Genomic DNA, 24621 nt, shown 5'->3' on the forward strand with positions numbered 1-24621 from the left:
CAGGCGCTGAGCGAACTCGCACCCCACCTACCCCCCGACCAACGCGGACCAGTCCTCGCCCAGGCACTGGAGTCGGCGTCAGTATCAAGCAGATCGACGGTTCTCTCTACGATCTGCGCAGCCCTACGAGACCAACCCGACACGGCCAAATCAGTCGGCGTACACGTCGTGCCCGCAATACTCCGGATTCAACGCTGGTGGCCCTAGAGTCAGGAGCTCGGGCGGTGGGAAATGGTCATCGCCCTCTATCGAACAGGTCGTAGCACTGCACGCAAGATGGCAGTGATCTTCTACACGGGCGCTCCGGATGGTCTCACCAGCACGCCGATGGAAGTCCGACCGCCGCGTGCTGCCCGCAACTCCCACCACAGAGACCATGATCTCGGCGCGCTGCCCGAGCACCAGGCCAGAGTTCCTGGCCGACCGTCGTCGCGACGAGCGGACAGAAAGATCACTTATCGCCCCGCCATCCGGGACGGTTGAGGTCGAGCCAGCGCTCAACGTCGTCGCGGTGCCAGAGTCTCAGCTTCGGATGATCCAAGATCGGGTCCGGGAAGCCCTTCGTGGTCGCGACCCGCACGGCGTAGGCCCGCGAGACTCGCTGCCGCTGGCGGGAGCCGCGCCCGATGAGGTCGCGTAGGGCGTCCACGTCGACAGCGTCGGCCAGCTCCGTCAGGGAAATCGTCTCCCGCTTCGGCCACGACTCCATGCGTGCGCACGCTAACGACTACGTTAGGTAACCCACGAGCATTGGTTATTCGAGGAGGTTACGCACGTCACCTACTCGCGGTACCCTTGCTTCCCGGTCGACCACGACCTGGGGCCACATTGACGAACTCGCCCGAACGCTGCATGTCCGGGCGAGTTCTCGGCGATCGCCTTCACGGAAAGGATCACGCCGTGCCCCACAGTCAACCAGCAAGCAACCATCCCCGGACCGCACTCACGACCGCGCCCGATGCCATCCCTGCGAACACCCACGCACCTGGGTTCCTCGACGGGGACGGGGCCACACCGACAGATGTGCGGGTCCGCGAGACGGGAACAGGACCGTTCCGGTACGTCGTGGTCGAGGTGCCGGCCGGGGTGCATCCGGCGACCCTGGCGACCGCGCTGCGCAGTCTGCCGATCGCCTGCGAGTTCGAGACCATGGCGGACATGTCCGGTACCCACTCCGGCGGCGAACTGCGCTTCAAGGTGCACGACGAACCCCGTAAGCCGAGCAAGCCTGGCAGTCGGGTGCTGCGGCTGGCCGATGACAGCCCCTTCACCGAGGTGCTGGGTTCCCACGGCGGGCATGAGGACCGGTGAGCGCGCGCATGGCGCTTCCAGTGACGGACGCCGCGCATCGGCTGCGGGCGGCGCGGCGGCGAGTAGCTGCGACCGTCGGCCGGCGCCCGCTGATCTTCGGCCTTGCCGTATTCGACGACGCGGGTGTGGTGGTCGAGGTGGCGAGTCCGTTCGGCAGTGAAACCGCGGCGCGGAAGTGGGCTGACGTGTTCGGCCTCGCGTCGTATCAGGTCTTGCCAGCTCGGATCGCGGGCGGTAGGCACTGAACCCTGACCGTCTCGCCTGATGATCGGCCCTCCATCCTGCCGGGTGGGGGGCCGATTGCATGTCCGGGGTTGCTGCCGTGTTCCAGCCGGCCGGGGTGCGGGTGCGTGAGGTCGGCCGGCCGCTCGACGCCGCGGTCGCCCTTCCTGCCGGCGTCGACACGGTCATCACGTGACGATCGATCCCGACCGGCCTACCATGTCTCGCATGGGCGATCGTCACGTGATGAACGACCCGGTTCCGGTGGATCGGCTGTGCGCGTGCGGCTGTGGCCGGACGTGTCCAGCCGCGCCGGCCGGTGGGGGTCGGGCGCCGCGGTACGCCTCCCGTGGCTGTCAGCAGCGCGCCTACCGGGTCCGCCAGGCTGCCCGTACCGCTCCCCCGGCAGATCCGGCGAGTGCGGCCGATCTGCTCGACGCGGTCCGCGCGCTGGCGGGAGTGCTCGACGCCGGTGGCAGGCCCGACCATGAGTTGCTCGTGGCGGTGCGGGACGGCACCGCCACCCTGCTCGCCCGCGCCACGCCCACCGCGCCGGACGTCGACCCCGGCGCGTCACTCCCCCCGATGGTGTCTGCGTCCGACACGGCAATCGGCCACCGATCATCACGTGATGACCGTGTCCAGCAGTCCTGTGAGAACTCGACTGGCACCCCGTTGACCCCACTCGACGATCGTCACGTGACGATCAATCCCGGGCCGCCCGCACCCGATCTCGAGGTAGCCGGACCGCGTCCGCCTGGTTCCCGCCGACGGAAGGCGCGGCCGGTAGTGGTGCGGAGCAATGCCGGTGACGTGGCGCTGTCGGCCGAGCTGTCGGCGGCGGTCCGCGCCGTGGCCCACGCGGCGGACGGTGACGTACCCACGCTTCACCGCCTGGAGTCGTCGGACCCCGGCGGCGCTCAGGTCGTGTCCCTTGGCGGGGTGCGTCTCGGTGTCGTTCGGCCCGCTTACGGCCCCCAGCACGGGAAGGCGTGGGAGGCCCGCGACGTGATGGGCACCGTGGCGCGGACCTGGAAGGGCGGCCGTCTGAATATGACCCATCCTCGCCGCGGGACCGCGGTCGACGCACTCATCTTTCACCTTAGGAGTCTGGCCAGCCGGGCGGACCGTGCCTCTCTGCGTTCCCGATCCTCCCGGCCGGCCGGCACCACACCACCGATCGTCACGTGATGATCGTCCGCCAAGTCGGAAGCAGCTGTCTCGCCCGCACACCGGCGTGATCGAACCACCGGGCGGTCCTGCCGCCATTCGGGTACAAGACCGCCTGGTCTGTCTGGCCTGGTCACGGGTCGGACGGGGTTTTCTGTTTCGGTGCGGCGCGGCTCCTGCGGCGTGCCTGCGCCGATCGCAGAGCAAGCGAGGAGAAGTAGGCCCGGCGGGCGTTCTCGGCGCGGCGGGCACGTTCCGCCGGCGGGAGCGTGCCGTCCGGGTCGACCTGCCGGTCGAAGCGGTCCAGGAACGCGGCGCGACCGCGGGCGGTGCGTGCGGCCCGGTCGTGGGTGTTCGCCCACGACGCATGCGCGGCGATCCGGGCGATGAGGGCTCTGTCCTCGGGGCGGCTGGCGGACATGGCTGGCTCCTCGACGGTCCTGTGGTGGTCCTGAGCGAGACGGGACAGGCGGGCCAGGTTAGAGAGCGGGCGGGCCGGCCACGGGGTGCTGTTGCGGCTGGCCGGATGGTCCGCGGACCGCGGCGAGCAGGACAGCGGCCCGGTCGGTGGAGCAGCGGTGTCCGCGTTGGCGGACACCGCGGGCGAGTGCGGTCCGGGTGACCGGTTGGCCCTGCCGGGTCAGCTTGGGCCGGGTGGGCCGGGTGGGCCGGTCGGGTCGCTTTGAGCCCGGCGACCAGGCCGAACGCGGCGACCGGCCACAGCGCCATCGTGGGCACCCAGGAACCGGGTGTTCCGGTAAGCGCTTCGGGTCCGGCGGCGGTGAGGTTCGCCGCGCCGGACATCCCGACCCCGGCAATCAGGGTGGTGACGGGCCAGCGGATCGGGGTGCCGCTGTGGCGGCGGTGGCGGATTTCGATGATGGACGCCAGTGCCATCAGCTCGACGGACACGGCGATGAGCCAGGCGGCCCAGTCGGGTTGTCCAGCCCAGGCGGCGACGTCGTGGACGTGGACGAACGCGACGCAGAACACGCCCACCGCGAGCAGCATCGGCAGCGCCGTGCCGAGGAGGTGTTCCGCGCGTCCCTGCCGCGCGGGTGCCCGTCCGGCGGGGTCGGGGCCGTCGCTCCCGTCATGACGATGTTCTTCCTGACCTCGGGTGTCGGTGGGGGCGGTCGCGACCGGGCCCGGTGTGTCGCGGCTGGTCGTTTCGGCGGTGATGTCGGATTCTCCCTTCGGTGGTTCAGGCGGCATGAGTGAGAGATTCGGGGAGTGCGACGCAGGAGATAATCGCGGCGGCGAGAGCGGGTGGGACGGCGTTCCCGGCCTGCCGTTCTCGACTGCTGACGGTTCCCTGCCACGGATAGTCGGCGGGGAAGGACTGCAACACGCCAAACTCGGCGGCGGTGGGATGATGTTTAGGCCCTACCCATCGGCCGTTTTCCAGGGCGGCGCGCAGAGTACGGCGGACGAATGTTCCGCCCCAGGCGTTTCCACGGGTGGTGACGGTGTATGCCGGCCGGTCGGTCAATCCACGGCCGATGGCGTCGGCCATGCTGCGCCGCGGCCTGAGCGGTGGGGCGAATCGCGCGTCATTCGGACGGTGGCGGGTATGGGTCGGCTGCGGTGCTTTGACAATTTCTCTGGTGCGGGAGGCCAGGAGAAAGGCACGGCGGCGGGTTTGGGGCACGCCGTATTCCTCGGCGGACAGGATCCCGACCCAGGTCGCGTAGCCGGTGCGTCGCAGTTCGTAGGCGAATCGTTCCCAGATCGGCAACACGGCGGGAACCTCTTCCATGGCTATCCAGGCCGGCCGCAGTGACCGGGCGAAGCGCATGGGCTGGTGGATAAGCCTGCCGCGCGGATCGGCGAGCCACATTCCTTTCCGGCGGCACTGAACGGCTGGCAGGGCGGAGACGCTATGAGTCCGGTTATCCCGGAGAAGTCCTCGGGCCGGAGTTTCTCGACGTCGCTTTCGATGGTGGGTAGACCCGCTGCGCGGCGAGTTTCGCATGCCATTCGGTCCCATTCGACGCCAATTTCGGTGAGACCGAGTTGTGTGCAGGCCAGGGACCATCCGCCGGGGCCGTTGTGTCGGCAGACGGTGTGTCCCGCGCAGGTCGTGTCGCTCTACGGGAGGCCCGACGGTGGTCGGTGTGTCGCCTCTCTGCGCATCAGCGTGTTCCTTTGCGGAGCCTGGCATGTGACTGACGTCACGGCATGTGGTGCCCGGGGCACGATTACCTCTCGACCTATCCCTGCCCGAGGAATGCCCGCAGATCGGCAGCGAGCGCCGTCATCTCCTCGCCGCCCTCGACCACGGTCGACACGGTGCACTCCCAGCCGTTGTTGAAGACATCAGCCCGGAGCGTCCAGCTCACGCGCACGTGACCACCACGGTTGAAGGTGGCAGCGACAACAAGGTGGTTGTTCGTCCAGACCCTCTCGCCGTCCCAACCGCGGAAGTCCTGCGCGAGGCCGTCGAAGAAGTCGTCCAGCTTGTCCCAGACCGTCACCCCGACGGTCTCGACGCGGGCCTGCACACCGGCATCCGCGGCCTCGACTCCGAAGACAACGTGGTACTCGTCTTCCCTCGCCCAGTCGAACAGTCGTACCCGCGCATCCGGCGAACCCGCTGCTCCGCGAACGTCAAGCTCAACCCGGCCAGAACCCACCTCGATCAGACTCACGCCCGAAGGATACGCATGCAGCCGCAGCATGTCGGCCGTCGGCGTACTCGCGAATGTGCAGAGCCGAGTAGGTACGAACCTGCAGAACAAGGCAGGCACCTGAAGACCGTTGCCGCCGTTCGAGATGACGGGGGTGTGCCCCGGAGCGGCGAAGAGATCGAGCACGGTCGACATGTCCGCTGTCTCCTGTTCAGGAAAACAAGCATGATCGATGGGAAAGTAAGCTGAATCCCGCTGCTCGGCGGCCGGGAGAACAGTCACCGGGCGCGCTCGGTGGCACGGGATATTCGCTTTTCGTGGGCCCTTTGGCTGCCCGATGACGTCCGATGCGGCCGGGCGGCGGACCTACGGGACAGTCACGTTGCGTGTCTGGTTCTGGCTTGGTCCGCCCGGCAAGGTCGGCGCCCCGGGAGAGGGCCACCAACCCCTGGTTTCGGGGGTTTTCGCGTGTCCGCGACCCGGGCCGCTTACAAACGTTCTCGCAGCTCAGCGGATGTTTGTGCCGCTTACAGGGGGTGCTTGCGCAAGCGGGGAGGCCGCTTGCGCAAGCACCGTCCCGACCTAGCCGAGACCCCTGTTTCGGTCACGTTCCGCCACCACATCGGCGACGTCGCGACGGATGATCCCGCGCCGGTTGACGACTTTCCCGCGTATCCGGCGGCTGATCTGACTCGTGTCGATCCCGTACGGCTTCAACACCACCGCGAGTTGTTCCGGCCCCCACCCGCCATACAGGTCCGGGCGTAGCTCGGTGAGCCGGGTGACTACGGTTTCCGACCACACCTTGTTCTCGCTCTCGGGTATCACGGCGAGAATGTCGTCGAGCAGCGACAGAGCGGCCGGTTCCGCCGCGGCGATCTCTCGCGGCGCATGCTCGGCGAGCCTGCCCGCGGCGATCCGTGCGGCGCGTGCCCGGTCCGCTATCTGCTCGGCGGTGGGGGTGTCGATGTAGGCGGCGCGGACAATCATCGGCTCATCGGTCGCGCCGACGAGGTAGCCGATTCCTTTGTCCGATGGCCGGAGCGTGCTGGCCTGGATCCCGTTCTTGTACATCGACGTGCCGAGAATCATGTCGTTCTCGACCTGCCCCATCACCCGCAGACAGAACCGGATAGAGACGTTCGACGAAACCCCGGCGGGCAGCGACGCCGCGTCCGGCCGCTGGGTGGCCAGGATCAGAATCACGCCGAGCGCCCGGCCGAGTTTGATGACCGCGGTGACGAGTTCTCCTGCTTCCTTACCGTAGACCGGGTGGGAGAACAGGTTCTGACACTCGTCGATGATCGCGACCAGCGGGTGCAGGCCCTGGGAACGCAGACCGGCGATCTGGCGGGTTACTTTCCCGTCCGGGCACAGATCCTTCGGCAGGCGGCGGATAGCCTCGGCCCGGCGGCCGATATCGGCCCGTAGGTCCCGCAACGCGACGAGGGTCGCTTCGGTGGTGGCGTCGTCGAGACCGGTGGCGTAACGGGCCGCGAACTTCTCCGCCGCGTCCAGATCGGCCGTGCCTTTGCGGTTGAACACCCACAGCTCACAGGTGGGATCCAGCCCGCAGCCGAGCATAAGCACCCGCACTGCCGATGTTTTCCCGGCACCTGGAAGCGACCCGACGAGCACGTTGTTTTCCACCAGTGAGACCGACACCGGCCGGCCGCGCGGGTCCGTCCCGAACGGCAGCGGGGCGAACATGTCGACCAGGCCGCGTTTCGCCAGCGGCCACGGTGGCGGCGGTGCCTGGGACATGTCCTGATCCCCCACCCAGAGGATCAGTCGGCCGGCGTGCGCGTCGTGCCCGGCTTCAGGCCAGACACAGCCGCTCGGGCGACGCAGACCGGACGCGAGCCGTTCGCGGCGTTCCAGGATGTCGGAGACGGTCACGCCGTAGGGCAGGTCGACCTCGGCGCGCCAGCCGGGACCGTCACGCATGATCGGGGACGGGAACGTGATCCCGCCGCCTTCACGGCGCGCCCGGTTGATCTCGCCGATGCCGAGAGCGCCGAGAGCGCGGGTGACGACGTCGGCGGTGAGGCGGCCGACCTTGGTGGGGACTACCGCAGGGCTCATCAACGGCTGGTCCGCCGGCGCCCCCACCACCCCCAGGACGGCGACCACAACACCGAGAACCGTCAGATGCACACCGGACGGAGCGGCGACCCACCACCACACCGCCAGCACCAACGCGGGAAGGCCGACCAAAGCAGCCAGGATCGCCCGGGTACGGGTGCGGGTGTCGTGGAGACGGGCGAGCCTCAGATAGGTGCCGGCGTCTTCCTGGCGGATCGCCGCGGCGATGACCGGCCGGGCGTCGCGGTCGACCAGCCAGCCCACGGCGTCGGCGGCGACCCGGCCCGCTCCCCGCGGCGCGCGGATCGCCAGCCGGCCGGCGTACAGCGGCAGACGCACCGCGTGGTACGCAGCGGTGTAGGAGAAGTGCCCGGCCGCCCACCGGGTAGCGACCCCCAACGCGGCCCACGACCGCAACCACGACGGGACGATCGGCCGTCGGGTACCCGGCCGCGGTTCCAACAACCGGCGCCGCGGCCCGGCAGGTGGATCGACCGGCACCATCAGCGCTCCGTCGACCTCGACCCCCACGGCCGGTGCGGGCACCACCGGCGCCGCGGGGATGGGGAGACGGTCGGCAGGCAAGTAGCGCTCCAGCTCGGCGCGGACCGCGACGAGGTCGGGCACCCACCCGCTCGACGGACCGTCGCCCGCCGGATCGGCCGGGGGTGTGATGGCGGGATCGTCGGGTGGCGGGGGGCTGTGCTCGGTCATGATGGGGTTCCCTTCCTTCGAGGGTGGGGGCCCGGGGCGCGGTGTCTGTCTTGGCGGTCAGGAACCGCGCCCCGGGGCGAACTCAACGACCCGGCTGGATCACGTCCCGGCCGTGGTAGCGGTGCATCTGCGCCAGGCGGCGGGCGTCGCCGATCTCGCGGCGTTCCTCGGCGAGCCGGACCAGCACCATGACCAGCAGCGCGCCGTTCGACAGCAGCAGCGCCACCAACGCGAGCACGAGAAAGAGGGTCATCATCGAAACTGCGCCTTTCCGTTACACGCCGATCGACGAGACGACGCCGAGCACCTGATCGATGATCTGCTGAATCATCGGGGCCTGCCCGGACGCAGCCAGGTAGAAGCCGAGCACGATGCACAGCAGCGCCCCGCCGAGACTGAGCCGGTACGACCGGATCAGCACCACCACCGCGGACGACAGCAGCAGGACAATCGAGATACTCATCATGGGATGGGAATCCTTTCCTTCGACACCGGCAGGTTCAGGAGTTCAGGTCGTAAAGGTCGCTGCCGAACGGGACATCGTCGAACTCGTCGACGGTGACGAACACCTCGATGTCCACCACCATCGGGTCACCGGGCAGCGGTTCGACACCGGCCGGAACCGCCCAGGCGTTGTACGCCTGCCGCCATTCCTCCCGCGTTCGCGCCCGCCACGTCTCCAGTCGCGCCAGCAACAGGTCGAGCGCGTCCCGAAGCTCGGTGTCCTCGGCGCTCTCCGCCATGTGCATGCGATGCAGAACGGCACTCGCCGTGTAGCCCTGCATGTGCTCGGTGTGCGCTACCTCCGCCCGGTTGGCCAGGTCAGACAGCGTCAGAGGCCCGAAGTGGCCCTCAGGCGCGCAACCGAAGGACGAACCGTCAACCATTGATTGGTCTCCTTGAAGCTCGTATAGAAGAGTGGTTTTCTTGCTGCCCCGCAGAGAAACATGGAGGATGTGCCTTAGGGTCGAGGAGAGTTCCGGGCCGAATTTTCGGCGCTGGAAATGCAGACGCCGGGGGTCACTTCCCGGAGTTCCGCGCCGATCTACCTGCTACGGCCTCGGCCGATCACCCAGAAGACTCCCAGACCCAAGGCGAACACCGCGCACGCGCCGAGCATGGCAGGCGCCATACTCGTGGCCGCCCACTGCACCGTGGTCGCGCCCACGACCAGCATGGCGATCCAGAAGAAACAGCGGGCCAGTGTTCCGAACAAGGACCGGCGGACAACGTAGTACCGCACCATTACAGAACCTGCCGTTCTCGTCGCGACGACCCGCGGCCGTCACGACTGAAAATCCCTGGATACGCTTCTGCGCTCCGGGAGGCGTGGCACCCTGCCGCCACTGGTTCTCAGTATCCGGAAAACCGACGGCAGAAATCTGCCCACATATTCGGCCGTTTTTCGAGCATCAAACCGGGCAGGAGAACGGCGCCGGAGTGGGCAGCGAACCGGGCACGCGCATGGTCACCCGGCCGGACTCTTCCCAGCTCACATGGCCCGCACCTGCGCGCCCGGACGCGGGCCGTTCCGAGGCGGCCGCCGTCAGCTTGCAAGCAAACAGGCGGACGTCGATCCAGCGGCAGCGACCGGCAGCCGACACAGGCTATCGAAGGCAAACGTGGCGATCATGCGCCAAAGGTGGCATAGTCGTCCGCGTTGCCCGTTACTCCCCGCACCAGGGTGACCCCAGAGAAGGAAGGAGGCGTACGGCGGGGGAAGCGGGGGCCGCCCAGGCCCCTGCCGGAACCCAACATGTCCACGACCAGCACGCCGGACATCGAGACGGTAGAGACGCTCCTGCGAAAGGCCCGGCGCCACGGCGCCCGCGGCCCTGAACTCGCGCAGCACCTCCCTGCCCTGATCGACCTTCTCGTACCGCCCAACGGCACCAGCCCGAAGGAGCGGGCAGCACACGCGGAGCAGATCATCAGGAAGGCCATCGACACCGCGCTCGACGATCCCGCCAAGTCCGCCATGCGAGTCCTGTTCGGTCTCGCGGCTGGAACCCGACGGAGCAGCGTCGACTTCCGCCGCGAACGCGCCGCGGCCTACATGGGCATCACCCCCGGCGCCTTCCGCCGCCCCCGGCAGGAAGGCGTCATGATCCTCAATATTGCGTTTGAGATAGCGGCCACCGCCTGACCCCGGTGGCACTGCAGCGAGAGGCCGCGTCGGAACTTCTCCGGCGCGGCCTCTGAGCTGGTCAAACACCGTCGAAAGTCCGCCATCCCGCACTGTCATACGGCGTAGATCCACGGGGCCGCGCCAGACAGAGGAACTAACCGGCGCTGCGGGCGATCCTGTGGTTGAGTTAGCTCCGGCCAGATTCTGGACGTTGGTCGGAGGATAGGGATGGCGCCCACGCCGCGGTTTCACCGCGTCGCCGCACTGCAGCGACGGTTCGTCGACCGGGAACCGGTGTTGGCGGCGTTCACCGCCGAGCTGGCACGGATCGGCGAGGGACCACGGATCTTCAATCCCACCGGCGTCGGCGGAATCGGAAAGTCACGACTGCTGCGGGAGTTGAAAGACCGCGCGGCAGGCGACTACCGCACGGCCTCACTGGATCTCCAGGTTCACTCGCTACGCCAGCAGGAAGACGCACTCGCGGTGCTGCGCGGCGAGCTGGGAAGGCAGCGCGTACATTTCGACCGGTTCGATATCGCCTATGCGGTGCTCTGGCAGCGCTTGCACCCCCATCTACGCCTGAGCCGATCCGATCTGGCGTTCGTCGACGACAGTTCAATCCTCACCGATATCGTCGACACGGTCGCCGGGCTCCCCGTTTTCGGCACCGCCCGAGGCCTTCTCAAAATTCTCGACAAGGGAAGCGCGGACATGCGCCGCCGCATGCGGGTACGACGAGACACCACCCTGGCCGTACTCGACGAACTACCCAACAGTGAACTCGCGGACGCTGTCACTTTTCTCTTCGCGGAAGACCTTAGGGCATCGAGCGCAGACAAACCGTATGTCATTATCATCGACAGCCATGAGGCTCTTGTCCCTAATCCGGTTCGTAGCGGACGGGGTCAACTCGCGGATATCTGGCTTCGCGACCTGGTAGCCCAGTTCGACCGCGGCCTGGTGGTCATTGCCAGCCGGGAACCGCTCCACTGGGAACTCACCGAGCCCGGATGGGAAGATCACATCACCGCGTGCGGAATCGACGACCTCCCGATGGAAGCACGTCTGGAGTTGCTCAACGCGGGCGGGATAACGGACCCGGTCCAGCGGCAGACCATCGCGACCGCAAGCGCGGGCCTTCCCTTCTACCTCAATCTCGCGGTCGACACCCACCTCCAGACTGGCGGCCGCATCAGCGGTGACCCCGTATCCCAGCAGGAAATCCTGGCCCGGTTCCTCCAGCATGTCGAACCGAACGAAATCCGAGCCCTGGAAATCCTGAGTCCGGCACGAATCTTCGATTACGATATCTTCCAGACCCTGGCCGCCTCCTTCAATCTTCCCGGTCACCGCATCGCCTGGGAATCGGTCAGCGCCTACTCATTCGTCTACCCGGCCGCAGACGCGCTCCGCTTTCACCAGCTCATGGCCACAGCACTACGCGAACGACTCTCGCCCGCTACGGCAACAGACATTCACACGCTTCTGCGTCGCCGATGGGAAGAACGGGCCGACAGCGTTTCCGGCCAAGACAGCGGAATCCACGCGGCCCGCGCGCTACGCGAGGCCGCCTACCATGCCCTCAGCAGCGGACAGGCCACCGGCGAGGCTCTCCTCAGCTACACCGACCGCGCGGTACTCCGCGGCGGCCATAGCGCCGCCCACGGGATCATCGAAGACCTCCGCACCAATCTGCCCGGCCGGCCCGACCGCAACGGCCTGGTAGACGCACTGCGGTGCCTACAAGCCGACGCTGCCGTCCGCATCGGCGACGCCGCCGCCGTGACCGCGTTGATCCCCGAACCGGTCACCACGCTCGACCTCGACACGACGATCGGCGCCCGGCTCGTCGTCGCTGCCGGACACGGCCGACGCATAGCCGGAGACACCCGGGAAGCGCTCGACACCTACACCGGCGTGTGGAACCGCGCCACGGCCGCTCCCAAGCTCACCGCAGGACTGTGGGCCGCGGACCTCCACATGGCCCAAGGACGCTTCCGCGACGCCGAGGCACTGGCGGCCGAACTGAGCACCTCTGCGCCCGCCCAGGACGCAGAGTTCCTCGGCGACATCGCCCGCCTACGGTGCCTCGCACACCGATTCGCGTTCGACTTCGACACCGCCGCCCGGTACCTCGACGAAGCCACCACCCACTACACCGCGGCCGGCAGCGTCCTCGGTCTCGCCAACATCCAGACCAATCGCGCCGAGCTCCTCGCGCACACGGACCCGCCGGCCGCCGTCATTGAAGCGGGGCGCGCCATCGAGGTTCAACGCGAGATCGGTGCCCGCCATGAAATCGGCAAGGCATACACCGCACTCGCCATCGCGCAACTACACAGCGGGAACCTCGACGCGGCCGAAACCGCTCTCCACTCCGCATGCGAAGCTCTCGAAGCCGCCAACTATCGGTCCGGCCGCGCCCGCGCCGAGTTCTACCGCGCCATCATCCAGATTCGGCGCGGCCGACTCGACGAAGCCCACGCATCGCTCCGATGGACGATCCGGGAACTCGAAGCCGCCGACGTCTACCCAACAATCGTTCTGTGCGCGGCACGAGCACTGGAACTCATCGGCGTCGAGGATGAGCAGATCACTTACAGTCGGGAACGCGCGACGCTGGAAATCCAGCCAATGGACCCCCTCGACCGCCTAGACGAGCAGGTCACCCACTTCGTTGCAGCTCTGACCGATGGTCGGGAGTGGAATCCGAACGACTATTACCTGCAGGCAACCGGGAGATCTGACGCGGCCGCGGGCTTCTACAACCACAACGTCCGGATGACCACGCCAACAGGCGACGTCATCGTACGGATACCCATAGCCGGCAGCGACATCATGGACCTCAAGATCTGGCCTGAGTCTCAGGTGCTCCGCGCCATTCGCGGGACAGTCACTCATGCCCCACGACTTCTGTTCACCGACGCTCGGAGCGAGTACCAGATTCTCGATTGCCTTCCGGGCCGGGTACTCGACGAAACAGCCCCACGCGGGACCGCCGTGCCGGCTCACGTCATCGGCGACGTCGTCGAGATGTTCACCCAACTCGGAAACGTACCACCCAGCGCCGCACCTGCCCCACCCTCAGACTGGCCGGCAGACGGGGACACCACCGGATTCGCCAGGCGCCTTTCCGCGGTCACGGAAGACGTACACTCGCGCTTCCTTCCCGAATTTGGCGACCTCTACTCCGCCTTCGGGATCCCCACCAATGCCCTGGCCGAAATCGAGAACAGATGGCAGACACTGCGACCGCGCCCGTTCCGCCTACTCCACACCGACATCCACCGCAAGAACATCATTATTTCAGACGGCCGGTCAAGCTTCCTTGACTGGGAACTCGCCCTGTGGGGCGACCCCGTTTATGACCTAGCCGTCCATATACACAAGATGGCCTACCAGGACAACGAGCACGACGCACTTCTTGACGAATGGACTGCCGTCGTCACCGGGCCCCATTCCGAAGGATGGCAACCAGACCTCGACACCTACCTTTCTCACGAACGAGTGAAGTCCGCCATCGTCGATACCGTTCGATACACGAAGATACTAACGGAATCCAGACCAAGTAGAGATGAAAGCATCGCGCTCACCGAAAAACTCGCGGGGAAGATATCTGCCGCACATTCCGTACTAGGAAACGAGCTACAGATCGATGGTCCGACCATTGCAACTCTGATAGAACAGTGGCGAGGCCGACGGTAGTAGGTATCGCCTCTCGGAACTAGCTAAGATCCATAACTGCACATCGCGCACGCATGTACAGTTCGTCGAAGGTGATAATTTCCGGATCAGTCAGATTACGCCGGTAGTTCTCGAAAGAGCGAAACTTTTCATTATTGCAGCTCCCCTCGCGCACAAATTGTCCGAGATGGCCGGCAATCAGGTACGAACGAGGTCGACAGTAGTGAACATCAAAACCTATATCGTAACCATCCGAGTCGCGCCGCCGCTGTGACTGCCACCTACCTATAGCAGAATCCACCGTCGCATGACATTGGGCTACTGCGCCGACAATCTCACTGTCCGGAGGCCAGGTTGCAGATCTGTAAGTAGATGCTCGAACAAGCTGGGTATCAGGCCGTTTTATTTCGACGAAGACAAATGAACCGATCGTTCCAGCAGTGCGCATAAGGGCATCCGGCCTCTTACCGGCCCCCTCAATCGACGCTCCGGCGACCGCCTGACTCAGACGACCTAGGTCCCACGGCAAGAAAACTTGCGCGGAAAGTCCTATCCCAAAGATCCATCGATTTTCCTCGAAGAAGTGTTGCCACACGTCCTCCGGGCGCGACTTCCCTAGCTCTTGCTGGTGCCGCCGAAAGTAATCGGCGTCCTCAAGAAGATTCTCGAATAGCTTAACAGCAGATCTTCTGCGCCTTACGGCGATCACATCTACCGCAGTCTCGTCTTCCTGAATGATTTTGGTAATGTCGTCTTTTCGAGAAGAGTACAGCTGAGCGACGATCTCCGGGGAATCGAGAACTTCCCGAATAAGATCAGAATCGAGACGACTTCCCTCTGTCGAGCCCATCGGAGTGGATGCAATCAGCGCCAGAAATCTCTTTAGCGCCTCCACCTCTTCACCGTTTAGCGAGAACGTCTTCTCCCGGCGAGGAATTCCATTTACGCTGAACTTCTGGAAGACTAGCTGGGATATTCGACGATCATCCTCGAAAAAGACCGCCTTAAGCTGGTCACGGCGATGTCGGGTTTCGCGGAGCACTTCTTCGATTCCACCATTTCGGACGAATCGAACATCGTCGCTCGTATCGTGAACCTGAAAAGCCATCCGCTGTTGAAGCGGAATTTGCCCATTTGGGTCTACTTCAGCACCCTCTTGAGAAAAACGCTTGGTGAAATAGAGGCGCCCAGGCCTGCGCTGAGCAGCGAAATGCGCGTCTACATCAGAAGCCATTAGCATCCCCCGTCGATGCATGAGTCAAGCTAATCGAGAAGGATACACTAGCTGACCGGTATGTCCGCGCCGGCCACCATGAGACAGACAGAGCGCCGCACCTCGCCTACAGCGACCCAGCCCGCAGGTTGATCGGCTAGATAGGCGGATGGCATTTCTCTGACGAGAAGCAAGTACTTGTTTGACCAGGTCCGTTCAAGGCAGGGCCGAGTAACGGACCTAGATACAGATCGCCGAGGCGGAGGCGGCGGTGGGCGTCGCGGGCGCGTTCGTCGGCCACGCTGGCGCCGTAGCGGCGGAGCATCGCGGGTGACTGCCAGCCCATGTTCCGCATGAGGTCAGTCTCGCCGCCACCGGCGGCGAGCCAGGCGTGGGCGTTGGTGTGGCGGAACTGGTGCGGGTGCAGACCGGGCACGCCGATGGCCTTGCCACGCCGCTTCAGCATTTGGTTGATGCCGTTCGGGGTGAGCGGGCCGCGGCTCCTCTCCGAAAGCCACAGGTTCGGCAGGTCGGCCCATCGGTCCCGCGCCCGTAGGCGCATGTAGCGCTCCAGTGCGATGCCGGTCTTACTCCCGAACGGCACCACGCGCGGTCGGCGACCCTTCGCCACGATGTGGATCACATCCTGACCAAAGTCGACGTCTTCGACGGTCAGGTTTGCGATTTCGGCCCGTCGTCCGCCGGTGTCCATCAACAGGCGGATGATCGCTTCGTCGCGCCGAGAGATCACGTCCCGTCCGGCACATCCGGCCAAGAGCGCGCGTAGCTGCTCATCCGTCAGGACGGGCACGGACTTCTCCGGCACGACGGGCGGGCGCATCCGGCCCATCGGGTTCACGTCGAGATCCTCTTCCTCGACGAGCCAGGACGCGAACTGCTGGAGCGCCCGGTAGACCAGGGACACGGTTGCCGGTGCGTGGTCGGCCGCGTAGTCGGCCAGGAAGGCTTCGATGTGCCTCCGCTCCAGCTTCAGGGGGTCCCCCGGCCCGCCGTGCTCGGCGAGATGCTGGATGAGGTCACACGCCGTACCAAGGTACAGCCTGATCGTCTGCGGGGAAATAGTTCGGGCGTCAAGCGATCGGCGCCACTGACGGACCAAGGAGGGCCAGGAACCATGGTCAACTGCTTCCATGATCGGGCAGTTTAGTTGTGTCCGACCGCTGTGCTCTACTTGCGAACCCGCAAGTGATCTTCATTCCTGCAGGTCAGAGCCGGTTTGTGGGCGCGGCAGGGATCGAACCTGCGACCACTCGCTTGTAAGGCGAGCGCTCTCCCGCTGAGCTACGCGCCCGGGAGGATGCCAGCCTACGCAACACAGGGCCTGCGTCGGCAGCATACGTCCGGCTGCACGGTGCCCCTTCCGTCAGGAGAGTCACCGTGCCAGGTCGAAACGTTAGCGGATGATCGCGAGTTTTGGGTCAGGAGACCGGCCGTGGCCGCCCGAACATGCGGGAGAGGGCGGCGTCAACGTCGGCGGCGAGGGCTCCGTCGCGGTCTGGGAGGCTCACGGGCGCGCCCGTGCCCGTTGAATCCGCGAAGGAGCGTTCGGTCTCCGCCTGCGCCGCCTCAGGGCGCGTGTGGGCGTCTGTCGCCGCGGGTTGGCCCGTGGCCCCGGGTTCGTCCCTCGCGGCCGCGAACGGTCGCACCAGCGGCCTCGGCGGTTCGCCTGCCGGCGAAGCGTGCTCGGCTAGCTGCGGCTGCGGCTGCGCCGGTGGGTGCTGACTGGCGGTGTCCTTGAGCTCGGGTGCGTGGCGGTCGGGCTCCTTGCGAGCGCCGCAGTCGCGGCACAGGACTGTTCCGAGCGCCTTCGCCAGGCGGGTCGAGGCGCACCTGTTGCACCGGTCGAGGATCGCGTCCCAGTCCGGGGCGGGGCGGCAGGTCGGGCAGACCAGAACCTGCTCGCCACTGATCACGACGCGGTGCCAGGGACTTGATCCCCGGACCGGGTCGGTCTGACGCTCGCTGCAACGGAAACACGGCATGAGGTTCACCGTCCTCACGAGACCGGCGGAGCACGTCGACCGTGGCGCACCTCGTTGGGCTCCCCCGCGGGTTCCTGGCTGGCCAGGTGCGCCGGCAAGGAGCCCGACGGGGCGGGATCCGCCCGCCCGTCGGCTCCTGCGGACTACAGCGAGGCGAGCGCCTTGAGGTACTCGGCCTGGTCACGTGCGTCCGGAATGTTGTTCACAACCTTCCAGCGCACCTTGCCCTCCTTGTCGATGATGAAGGTTCCGCGCAGGGAGATGCCCTTCTCCTCGTTGAAGACCCCGTAGGCCTTGGCCACCTCGCCGTGCGGCCAGAAGTCCGCGAGCAGGGGGAACTCGTAGCCCTGCTGGTCCGCCCACACCTTGTGCGCGAAGGCGGAGTCGACGGAGATGGCGAGCACCTGCACGTCGTCGTTCTGGAAGGAACCGAGGTCATCCCGGACGGAGCACAGCTCGCCCTGGCAGACCCCGGTGAAGGTCAGCGGGTAGAACAGGAGCACAACGTTGCGACGGCCCCGGAAGTCGGACAGGGTGACGACCTCGTTGTTCTGGTCCTTCAACGAGAAGTCGGGGGCGACGGCTCCGACGTCGACGGTCACGAGCTGTTCCTCTCGATTGCGGTTGGTTTCGCGTTCTTGGGTGCTGCTCGACCTCGCGGTCTTCGCGACCAGTCAGTCCTCATCCGCCAGCATGCCACCGCCGGCCACGCCCTTGGCGTCCGGCCACTACCGGTGTGCCGGATCGGGCGTGCCGCTCCGGCACACCGGCGCCCTGCGCCACGACCTGCTCTCCCGCCCTTCCCCGAGGTGGGACGTCCCACGTGGGCCCTCGGGACGCGGCGCAGGGCACGCCGGGCGCTGTGGGGCTCCACGACGCCCTGGTTGTCAGGAGAGCACAGCGACGACCACATCGTCAGGGCTGCCTGACACCACGCGGGAAACGAACGGCCCTTGGGGGCAGGGGCAGCGACAGCGGGTGTGTCATCCCGCGCGGGACGGTGGTCTTCAGGTCGCCGGCACCAGGAGCACCCGGAGAGCCCACCCCGACTCCGAAACGTACAAATCCAGATACGGAGAGCATACTTACGCTCAACGATCCCACAGGAAAGCGCCGGAACAGGTTTCCAGCACTCCGGTGTCCTAGTCTGACCGGTCAACGGCCTCGATAACAATCGAGCCGGACAACTACAGAAGACTACTGGGGCGGTATCCGCTTCCAGCCGGTCACTGCTCGCGGCCAGGCCGGGAGCGAAACCGCATGACGGCGCGTCGGGCGCCTGCGGTCCGAACAGCAGGGAGGTCGTGTCCACCTTGACCAATCAGATGCCGCCGCCCGGCCCGCCTGGCTGGGGGCAGGGCAGCCAGGGAGGGCCCGGCGGCCCGCCGCCCGGGTTCGGCGGCCCGCAGGGCTATTCCAACCCGCCCGGCCAGTTCGGCGCTCCGGGCCCAGGTAACGCCCCGCCGTACTCGGACCGGACCGAGCCGTACGCACCGAGCCCGTACCCGCCGAATCCCTACCCGCCACAGCCCTACCCGGGAAACCAGACCTATCCGGTGCCTCCCGGCTACGGGCCGCCACCCGCCGGCGCCTCACCGGTCGGCGCCGGGGTTCTGGGCAAGCGACGCAACCCGTTCGCCGTATGGCTCGGGCTGCCGATCATCACGCTCGGCATCTACAGCCTTGTCTGGGTCTACAAGACCAACAAGGAGCTCTCCGCGTACAACCCCCGCATCCAGGTCAACCCGGCGTTGTCGGTGCTGGCGTATGTGATCGGCTGGGTGTTGATCGTCCCGCCCTTCGTGGCCACGTGGCGGCTGGGCACCCGCACCAGGGATGCCCAGCGCGCGGCCGGGCTCCCGGAGCTCAGCCCCGGGGTGGCCTTCGTTCTGTGGCTGGTCGGCGGAGGTGCCCTGTACCTCCAGTACGAGATCAACAAGATCTGGGCCCGTTACCCGGGCGCGGTCGAGGGCCAGCAGGTCCCGCTGAGCTTCTGAGGGGCTGGCGACAGACGGCTCGGAAGCGGTACTTCAGCGCTTCGGTTCCCAGATCGGGCCGGGGCGCTGAAGGCCATCGGGCCGGGGCGCTGAAGGCCATCGGGCCGGGGCGGCCGACGGGCGTTGTGCGGTGCCCTGGCGTTCCTGTGTGCCCGGCGTTTCTCATGCGCCCGGCGATCTCATGCGGCCACAGCCCGGCAGCCGTGCGGCCACAGTCCGGCAGCCCTCTCCGCCTCAGCCCGCGGTCTGGGCGCACGCGAACAGCCGGGTTGGCGGCCCCCGAGAGCCGCCAACCCGGTCACTGCCGGCACCGCGCCGTCAGCGGTGGCGTACCCGCTGCGACTTGGGGGCCGCCAGCCGCATCCCGGCCCATTCGGCCGCGACGCTGACTGTGCTGGTCTGAACGAGGCCCGCGGTGGGCACAGCGTCGAGGACGTCGCTGGGCTCGACGTGACCTTCGCGACCCGCCTTGGGGGTGAGCAGCCAGATCACGCCCTCCTCGGACAACTGCCTGCGCGCGTCGATGAGGGCGTTGGCCAGATCGCCATCGTCCTCACGCCACCACAGGAGGACGACGTCGACCACGTCGTCGGAGTCCTCCGGCACAAGCTCGGTGCCACTCGCCGTGGTGACCGCATCAAGCAGGTCCTGGGCGATGTCGTCGTCCTCGTTGAGCGACTGGACCAATGTGCCGGCCGCGACTCCCAGACGTTCCGCACGGCGCTGACCCTCGGCGTTCGCCGCGGTCGGACTCACCCTCCGCTACCTCCTGCTCGTCTACATAACGCCTCGCTGTGGCGAGGCGCCCGGTCGTGGGCGGACCGGTCGGCGACGATCCGCTCGCGCGACCCGCCGTGGGCCTAGTCCACCGGACCATCCGGTGGGTGCGCAAGTGCCACGCCGGGGGTTGTGGACAAGCAGGGGGATGCCGGCCGTTCCACAACGATCTCCGCTGACACAATCTCGCTACCCACGGGCCGTCACGTCAACCCGTCACGGCAAACCCGCCGACACGATGTCACCATCGTTCCAACCTGCGGGAATGTGATGTGGGACGCCTTGGCGGCCGAACCCTGCCCGGCTCCTGGGCCGAACCGGCGGGCACGCCGGTCACCGGGCGTGCGGTCAGCCTGCGAGGAAGGACAGCCGAACCGTCCGATCCGGGTTGTCCACGTTCAGGTCGACGAGTGCGACCGACTGCCAGGTGCCCAGCGCGAGCCGACCGTCGAGAACGGGAACGGTCACCGACGGTGGCACGATGGCGGGCATCACGTGTGACCGGCCGTGCCCGCGCGAACCATGGGCATGGCGCCAGCGGTCGTCCGCGGGGAGCAGTGTCGCCAACGCGGCGAGCAGGTCCTCGTCGCTTCCGGAGCCGAGTTCCAGAATCGCCACGCCCGCGGTGGCGTGCGGAACGAAGACGGACAGCAGCCCGTCCCCACGGCCGGCGACGAACTCCGCGGCCCGGTCGGTGAGATCGACGACCCGGTCATGACGGCCCGTATGCACCGTCATTGTTCTCGTCTCCACCTTCGACGTCCTTCCTCCGTTACCCACCGACGCTCCAGTGTCGCCGCGGCGACGTCCGGGGTCCGCCCTGACCCACGCATGCCGGCCCGCCAGCGCCCGCTCTGTGGTCCGCGCCGTGGTCCGCGAAGCACGGGCCGCGCGCGGGGCCCAGCCAACCGCCCAGGACGTCGCACGGGCGGTCGCATGCCGCCGGCCGTACCGTCGGCGCGGGCCATCGTCCGGGTCGTTGTGCCGCCTGTCACCGGGCGCTGCCAGCCGGCCCGTTATGGACCGGTTGGGTTTGTCACACGGCTGTGCGGGTGCTCGCGCGGGCCCCGGGCGCGGTCGGCCCCATGGCCAGCCCGCGCGCACACGGTGCGCAGCCGGACGAAGCATGACGTCTTGCACGATCCGCGATCTGCGCCGAACCTGGCACAGCAATCACGACAACCGGTTGCTGGATGCTGACTGATGGTCATATCACCACGATGCATCCGGTGATATCGGGCCCTGTCGATCCAGTTTTGTTACCAATCAGTAGGCAGGGCGTGCGTGACGGCAGTGTCGAGACGGAGCACGATAGTGAGGAGGCATCGGCCAGGAGCTACGGAGAGCAGGAGTTAGGCGTGGCGCAGGACACAACACGGAAGTTCTCGGTGATCACCGACGGGCTCCCGAGCCAGTTGCCGGACATCGATCCGTCCGAAACCAGCGAATGGCTTGAGTCCCTGGATGCTGTCATCGAGGAGTCGGGGCGGGGCCGCGCGCGGTTCCTCATGCTCAAACTCCTCGAGCGAGCACGTGAGAAGGCTGTAGGCGTACCGGCTCTGACGAGTACGGACTTCATCAACACGATCCCACCCGAGCAGGAACCCTGGTTCCCGGGTGACGAGCACGTGGAACGACGCATCCGCGCCTACATCCGCTGGAACGCCGCCATCATGGTGAGCCGCGCCAACCGTCCCGAATACAACGTCGGCGGGCATATCGCGACCTATGCGTCGAGTGCCAGCCTTTACGAGGTCGGTTTCAACCACTTCTTCCGCGGCAAGGACCACCTGACCTCCTCGCCCGGCAGCGACTCCGGCGACCAGATCTTCATCCAGGGCCACGCCTCGCCCGGTATCTACGCACGCGCCTTCCTGGAAGGGCGCCTCACCGAGGCACAGCTGGACGCCTTCCGGCGGGAGGGCGAGCCGGGCGGGCTGTCGTCCTACCCTCACCCGCGTCTGATGCCGGATTTCTGGGAATTCCCCACCGTCTCCATGGGCCTCGGCCCGATCGATGCCATCTACCAGGCTCGATTCAACCGCTACCTGCTCAACCGGCAGATCAAGGACACGTCCCGCAGCAAGGTGTGGGCGTTCCTCGGTGACGGTGAGATGGACGAGCCGGAGTCGATCGGCGCACTCGGTGTCGCCGCCCGCGAGGAGCTCGACAACCTCATCTTCGTCGTCAACTGCAACCTGCAGCGCCTCGACGGTCCCGTCCGCGGCAACGGCAAGATCATGCAGGAGCTGGAGTCGACGTTCCGCGGCGCCGGCTGGAACGTCATCAAGGTCGTCTGGGGCCGTGACTGGGACCCGCTGCTCGCCCAGGACACCGACGGCGTCCTCGTGCACCGGATGAACACCACGCCCGACGGCCAGTTCCAGACGTACTCGACGTCGGCCGGCGACTACATCCGGGAGAACTTCTTCGGCGCGGACGCCCGGCTGCGCCGCATGGTCGCCGGCCTCACCGACGACGACCTGCGCAAGCTCTCCCGCGGCGGCCACGACTACCGCAAGCTCTACGCGGCCTACAAGGCGGCCACCGAGCACACCGGCCAGCCCACCGTGATCCTCGCCCACACGATCAAGGGCTGGACGCTGGGCAAGGACTTCGAGGGCCGCAACGCCACGCACCAGATGAAGAAGCTCACCAAGTCGGAGCTGAAGGAGCTGCGCGACCGGCTCTACCTGGACATCCCCGACGCGGCGCTCGACGGCCACCTGCCGCCCTACTACCGCCCCAGCGCGGACTCCGAGGAGATCCAGTACATGCGGGAGCGCCGGGCGGCGCTCGGCGGTTCCATCCCCCGTCGGGTCGTCCGGGCCCGCCCGCTCACCCAGCCGCCGGCGTCGATCTTCGACGAGCTGCGGCGCGGTTCGGGCAAGCAGCCGGTGGCGACGACGATGGCCTTCGTCCGCCTCCTCAAGGACCTGATGAAGACCAAGGAGATGGGCGCCCGGTTCGTGCCCGTCATCCCGGACGAGGCCCGCACGTTCGGGATGGACGCGATGTTCCCCACGGCGAAGATCTACTCGCCGCACGGGCAGCGCTATGAGGCCGTCGACCGTGAGCTGCTGCTGTCGTACCGGGAGTCCGAGGCCGGTCAGATGCTGCACGAGGGCATCAGTGAGGCCGGCTCGATGGGCTCGGTGATCGCGGCGGCCACGGCGTACTCCACCCACGGCCAGTACATGATCCCCGTCTACGTCTTCTACTCGATGTTCGGATTCCAGCGGACCGGCGACCAGATGTGGGCGCTGGGCGACCAGCTCGGCCGTGGCTTCCTGCTCGGTGCCACCGCCGGGCGCACCACGCTCAACGGTGAGGGCCTGCAGCACCAGGACGGGCACTCGCTGCTGCTGGCGTCCACCAACCCGGCGTGCGTGTCGTACGACCCGGCGTTCGCGTTCGAGGTCTCGCACATCGTCCGGGACGCACTCGACCGGATGTACGGCGAGCGGGACGAGAACGTCTTCTACTACCTGACCGTCTACAACGAGCCTGTCCCGCAGCCGGCGGAGCCGGCCGGGCTCGACCCGGCGCAGATCCTCGCGGGCATGTACCGCTTCCGCACCGCCGACGAGCTCACCGGTGGCGACGGCGCGGCCGCGGGCGCGGCGGGCGACTCGTCCACTCCGCGGGCGCAGATCCTCGCCAGTGGCACCGGTATGCGCTGGGCGCTGTCCGCCCAGGAGATGCTGGCCGCCGACTACGGCGTCGCCGCCGACGTGTGGTCCGTCACGTCGTGGAACGAACTGCGTCGCGAGGCCCTCGTCTGCGAGCGGCACAACCTGCTCCACCCGGAGGAGGCTGCCGCGGTGCCCTACGTCAGCCAGATCCTCGCCGGCGCGCCTGGCCCGGCCGTCGCGGTCTCCGACTGGATGCGCGCCGTTCCGGACCAGATCTCGCGGTGGGTGCCGCAGGCGTACACCTCGCTGGGCACGGACGGCTTCGGCCGCTCCGACACCCGGGCCGCCCTGCGCCGCCACTTCAACGTGGACGCCGAGTCGGTGGTCGTCGCGACGCTGGAGGCACTGGCCCGCTCCGGCGAGGTCGAGCAGGCCGTCGTCGACGACGCCATTCGCCGGTATGGGCTACGCAAGGATGGCGTGGGCGAGGTCACTCTCAGCTCCGCCGTGGAGGTTTCCGAGCCGGCCGTCTCCGGCTGACAACCTCCCGGGCGGCCGACCTGGCCGCCCATCGGAGCCGCAGGCACCGCCCGCGGGTGGGTCTCCGGTATGGCCACCTGCGCAACCGGACGGCACCTGCCCGTGCACCTGCCGGGTCCACGGGCCCCCTACCCCCGGGGGTCCGTGGACCGCGGGTGGCGAACCGGGCCACCCGCGACACTGAGTGACGACACTCGCGGCACCCAATGGCACGCAGCGTAACCAAACATGGTCGCTACCCTCCGCGTTCACCGTGCTCCAGCCGCGCACCGGCTAGCATCTGTACTCCAACGATGCCACCAGCCCAGCGCTCCTTGTGACAAGCAGTCACCGACAATCAGTCCCTGATCGTCACCGGCGACACTATTGTCTCGGGAGTGACATCAAGGCCAACGGCCACGCGCGGCAGTCACGCGCGAGCCCGCGGTCCGCGACCACCGCGGAGCCCGCTCCGCGGAACCGGATCCGTCGCGCCACGGCACCGGCCCGCAGGGGTTCCGGGTGACCGA

General features: G+C 67.2%; 21 protein-coding genes, 1 tRNA gene and 1 pseudogene. 7 read left to right on the forward strand and 16 right to left on the reverse strand.

Translation table 11 applies throughout. The features are described 5' to 3' along the window. Positions 1-451: 451 nt before the first annotated feature. Entirely contained in the window at positions 452-709 is a 258-nt protein-coding gene (locus tag AWX74_RS34190; RefSeq protein WP_091285166.1) for a hypothetical protein, read from the reverse strand. Positions 710-900: 191 nt separating this feature from the next. Here AWX74_RS34190 and AWX74_RS34195 point away from each other — a divergent pair, with 191 nt between their 5' ends. The 3 genes from AWX74_RS34195 to AWX74_RS34205 all read left to right on the forward strand — a co-directional run bounded on the left by AWX74_RS34195 (position 901) and on the right by AWX74_RS34205 (position 2724). Beyond that, positions 901-1311 (forward strand): hypothetical protein, encoded by a 411-nt coding sequence (locus AWX74_RS34195; protein WP_226931365.1) that lies wholly within the window; start codon positions 901-903, stop codon positions 1309-1311. A gap of 8 nt (positions 1312-1319) precedes the next feature. Then, complete coding sequence (locus tag AWX74_RS34200) at positions 1320-1556, forward strand: hypothetical protein (RefSeq protein WP_091285169.1); 237 nt, start codon at positions 1320-1322, stop codon at positions 1554-1556. Positions 1557-1761: 205 nt separating this feature from the next. After that, positions 1762-2724, forward strand: coding sequence for a hypothetical protein (locus AWX74_RS34205; protein ID WP_091285172.1), 963 nt, complete (start codon positions 1762-1764; stop codon positions 2722-2724). Positions 2725-2836: 112 nt separating this feature from the next. On the opposite strand, the gene AWX74_RS40420 is transcribed toward AWX74_RS34205, so the two are convergent. The 9 genes and pseudogenes from AWX74_RS40420 to AWX74_RS34245 form a co-directional block, all read right to left on the reverse strand. Continuing rightward, positions 2837-3124: a hypothetical protein gene (locus AWX74_RS40420; protein WP_091285268.1), complete on the reverse strand. Its 288-nt coding sequence runs from the start codon at positions 3122-3124 to the stop codon at positions 2837-2839. Between the two features lie 783 nt (positions 3125-3907). Further along, on the reverse strand, positions 3908-4543 hold the full coding sequence (locus tag AWX74_RS34220; protein WP_207550480.1) for a DNA cytosine methyltransferase: 636 nt from the start codon (positions 4541-4543) through the stop codon (positions 3908-3910). Continuing rightward, positions 4465-4740 (reverse strand): annotated as a pseudogene (locus tag AWX74_RS42725) (DNA cytosine methyltransferase); the annotation flags it as partial. The gene AWX74_RS34220 and the pseudogene AWX74_RS42725, both read right to left, overlap by 79 nt. Positions 4741-4916: 176 nt before the next feature. Further along, positions 4917-5615: a DUF6228 family protein gene (locus tag AWX74_RS40980; RefSeq protein ID WP_207550481.1), complete on the reverse strand. Its 699-nt coding sequence runs from the start codon at positions 5613-5615 to the stop codon at positions 4917-4919. Between the two features lie 300 nt (positions 5616-5915). Further along, complete coding sequence (locus tag AWX74_RS34230) at positions 5916-8132, reverse strand: FtsK/SpoIIIE domain-containing protein (RefSeq protein WP_091285179.1); 2217 nt, start codon at positions 8130-8132, stop codon at positions 5916-5918. A gap of 82 nt (positions 8133-8214) precedes the next feature. Next, on the reverse strand, positions 8215-8388 hold the full coding sequence (locus AWX74_RS40425; protein WP_165615912.1) for a hypothetical protein: 174 nt from the start codon (positions 8386-8388) through the stop codon (positions 8215-8217). A gap of 18 nt (positions 8389-8406) precedes the next feature. After that, positions 8407-8595 carry a hypothetical protein gene (locus AWX74_RS34235; RefSeq protein WP_226931364.1) on the reverse strand — a complete coding sequence of 63 codons (189 nt, stop codon included), beginning with the start codon at positions 8593-8595 and terminating at the stop codon, positions 8407-8409. Positions 8596-8632: 37 nt separating this feature from the next. After that, entirely contained in the window at positions 8633-9019 is a 387-nt protein-coding gene (locus AWX74_RS34240; RefSeq protein ID WP_193209871.1) for a hypothetical protein, read from the reverse strand. 158 nt (positions 9020-9177) lie between these two features. Then, complete coding sequence (locus AWX74_RS34245; RefSeq protein WP_091285185.1) at positions 9178-9378, reverse strand: hypothetical protein; 201 nt, start codon at positions 9376-9378, stop codon at positions 9178-9180. Between the two features lie 510 nt (positions 9379-9888). Between AWX74_RS34245 and AWX74_RS34250 the strand changes: the two genes are divergently transcribed. Continuing rightward, positions 9889-10278, forward strand: a complete 390-nt coding sequence (locus AWX74_RS34250; RefSeq protein ID WP_091285188.1) for a hypothetical protein — start codon at positions 9889-9891, stop codon at positions 10276-10278. Positions 10279-10488: 210 nt separating this feature from the next. Further along, the gene (locus AWX74_RS34255; RefSeq protein ID WP_091285191.1) at positions 10489-13968 is read left to right on the forward strand and encodes an aminoglycoside phosphotransferase family protein; all 3480 of its coding nucleotides are present in this window, start codon (positions 10489-10491) and stop codon (positions 13966-13968) included. Between the two features lie 19 nt (positions 13969-13987). Here AWX74_RS34255 and AWX74_RS34260 read toward each other — a convergent pair whose 3' ends face one another. The 4 genes from AWX74_RS34260 to AWX74_RS34280 form a co-directional block, all read right to left on the reverse strand. Further along, the gene (locus AWX74_RS34260) at positions 13988-15181 is read right to left on the reverse strand and encodes a Shedu immune nuclease family protein (RefSeq protein WP_165615913.1); all 1194 of its coding nucleotides are present in this window, start codon (positions 15179-15181) and stop codon (positions 13988-13990) included. 136 nt (positions 15182-15317) lie between these two features. Continuing rightward, a complete protein-coding gene (locus tag AWX74_RS34265) occupies positions 15318-16313 on the reverse strand; it encodes a tyrosine-type recombinase/integrase (RefSeq protein ID WP_091285196.1) in 996 nt (331 codons plus the stop codon). Positions 16314-16400: 87 nt separating this feature from the next. Further along, positions 16401-16472 (reverse strand) — tRNA-Val (locus tag AWX74_RS34270). A gap of 834 nt (positions 16473-17306) precedes the next feature. Then, positions 17307-17765: a peroxiredoxin gene (locus tag AWX74_RS34280; RefSeq protein WP_018635884.1), complete on the reverse strand. Its 459-nt coding sequence runs from the start codon at positions 17763-17765 to the stop codon at positions 17307-17309. A gap of 702 nt (positions 17766-18467) precedes the next feature. Here AWX74_RS34280 and AWX74_RS41765 point away from each other — a divergent pair. Then, positions 18468-19160 (forward strand): DUF4234 domain-containing protein, encoded by a 693-nt coding sequence (locus AWX74_RS41765; RefSeq protein ID WP_006543705.1) that lies wholly within the window; start codon positions 18468-18470, stop codon positions 19158-19160. 318 nt (positions 19161-19478) lie between these two features. On the opposite strand, the gene AWX74_RS34290 is transcribed toward AWX74_RS41765, so the two are convergent. Both AWX74_RS34290 and AWX74_RS34295 read right to left on the reverse strand, forming a co-directional pair. After that, on the reverse strand, positions 19479-19916 hold the full coding sequence (locus tag AWX74_RS34290; RefSeq protein WP_006543704.1) for a DUF3052 domain-containing protein: 438 nt from the start codon (positions 19914-19916) through the stop codon (positions 19479-19481). A 369-nt stretch (positions 19917-20285) separates the two neighbouring features. Next, on the reverse strand, positions 20286-20675 hold the full coding sequence (locus AWX74_RS34295) for a secondary thiamine-phosphate synthase enzyme YjbQ (RefSeq protein ID WP_054566742.1): 390 nt from the start codon (positions 20673-20675) through the stop codon (positions 20286-20288). A 620-nt stretch (positions 20676-21295) separates the two neighbouring features. Between AWX74_RS34295 and aceE the strand changes: the two genes are divergently transcribed. After that, positions 21296-24112 carry a pyruvate dehydrogenase (acetyl-transferring), homodimeric type gene (gene aceE / locus AWX74_RS34300; protein ID WP_076825128.1) on the forward strand — a complete coding sequence of 939 codons (2817 nt, stop codon included), beginning with the start codon at positions 21296-21298 and terminating at the stop codon, positions 24110-24112. Positions 24113-24621 lie beyond the last annotated feature (509 nt).

Origin of the sequence: Parafrankia irregularis, assembly GCF_001536285.1 — a bacterium.
GTDB lineage: Bacteria > Actinomycetota > Actinomycetes > Frankiales > Frankiaceae > Parafrankia > Parafrankia irregularis.

Bases quoted from the DNA above. Each gene is read 5' to 3' on its own strand.
- AWX74_RS34265 (WP_091285196.1), bottom strand. From the start codon at position 16,313: ATGGAAGCAGTTGACCATGGTTCCTGGCCCTCCTTGGTCCGTCAGTGG.
- AWX74_RS34295 (WP_054566742.1), bottom strand. From the start codon at position 20,675: ATGACGGTGCATACGGGCCGTCATGACCGGGTCGTCGATCTCACCGAC.
- AWX74_RS34245 (WP_091285185.1), bottom strand. From the start codon at position 9,378: ATGGTGCGGTACTACGTTGTCCGCCGGTCCTTGTTCGGAACACTGGCC.
- AWX74_RS34255 (WP_091285191.1), top strand. From the start codon at position 10,489: ATGGCGCCCACGCCGCGGTTTCACCGCGTCGCCGCACTGCAGCGACGG.
- AWX74_RS34240 (WP_193209871.1), bottom strand. From the start codon at position 9,019: ATGGTTGACGGTTCGTCCTTCGGTTGCGCGCCTGAGGGCCACTTCGGG.
- AWX74_RS40425 (WP_165615912.1), bottom strand. From the start codon at position 8,388: ATGATGACCCTCTTTCTCGTGCTCGCGTTGGTGGCGCTGCTGCTGTCG.
- AWX74_RS34205 (WP_091285172.1), top strand. From the start codon at position 1,762: ATGGGCGATCGTCACGTGATGAACGACCCGGTTCCGGTGGATCGGCTG.
- AWX74_RS40420 (WP_091285268.1), bottom strand. From the start codon at position 3,124: ATGTCCGCCAGCCGCCCCGAGGACAGAGCCCTCATCGCCCGGATCGCC.
- AWX74_RS34220 (WP_207550480.1), bottom strand. From the start codon at position 4,543: ATGTGGCTCGCCGATCCGCGCGGCAGGCTTATCCACCAGCCCATGCGC.
- AWX74_RS34200 (WP_091285169.1), top strand. From the start codon at position 1,320: ATGGCGCTTCCAGTGACGGACGCCGCGCATCGGCTGCGGGCGGCGCGG.
- AWX74_RS34250 (WP_091285188.1), top strand. From the start codon at position 9,889: ATGTCCACGACCAGCACGCCGGACATCGAGACGGTAGAGACGCTCCTG.
- AWX74_RS34260 (WP_165615913.1), bottom strand. From the start codon at position 15,181: ATGGCTTCTGATGTAGACGCGCATTTCGCTGCTCAGCGCAGGCCTGGG.
- AWX74_RS34230 (WP_091285179.1), bottom strand. From the start codon at position 8,132: ATGACCGAGCACAGCCCCCCGCCACCCGACGATCCCGCCATCACACCC.
- AWX74_RS34235 (WP_226931364.1), bottom strand. From the start codon at position 8,595: ATGAGTATCTCGATTGTCCTGCTGCTGTCGTCCGCGGTGGTGGTGCTG.
- AWX74_RS34190 (WP_091285166.1), bottom strand. From the start codon at position 709: ATGGAGTCGTGGCCGAAGCGGGAGACGATTTCCCTGACGGAGCTGGCC.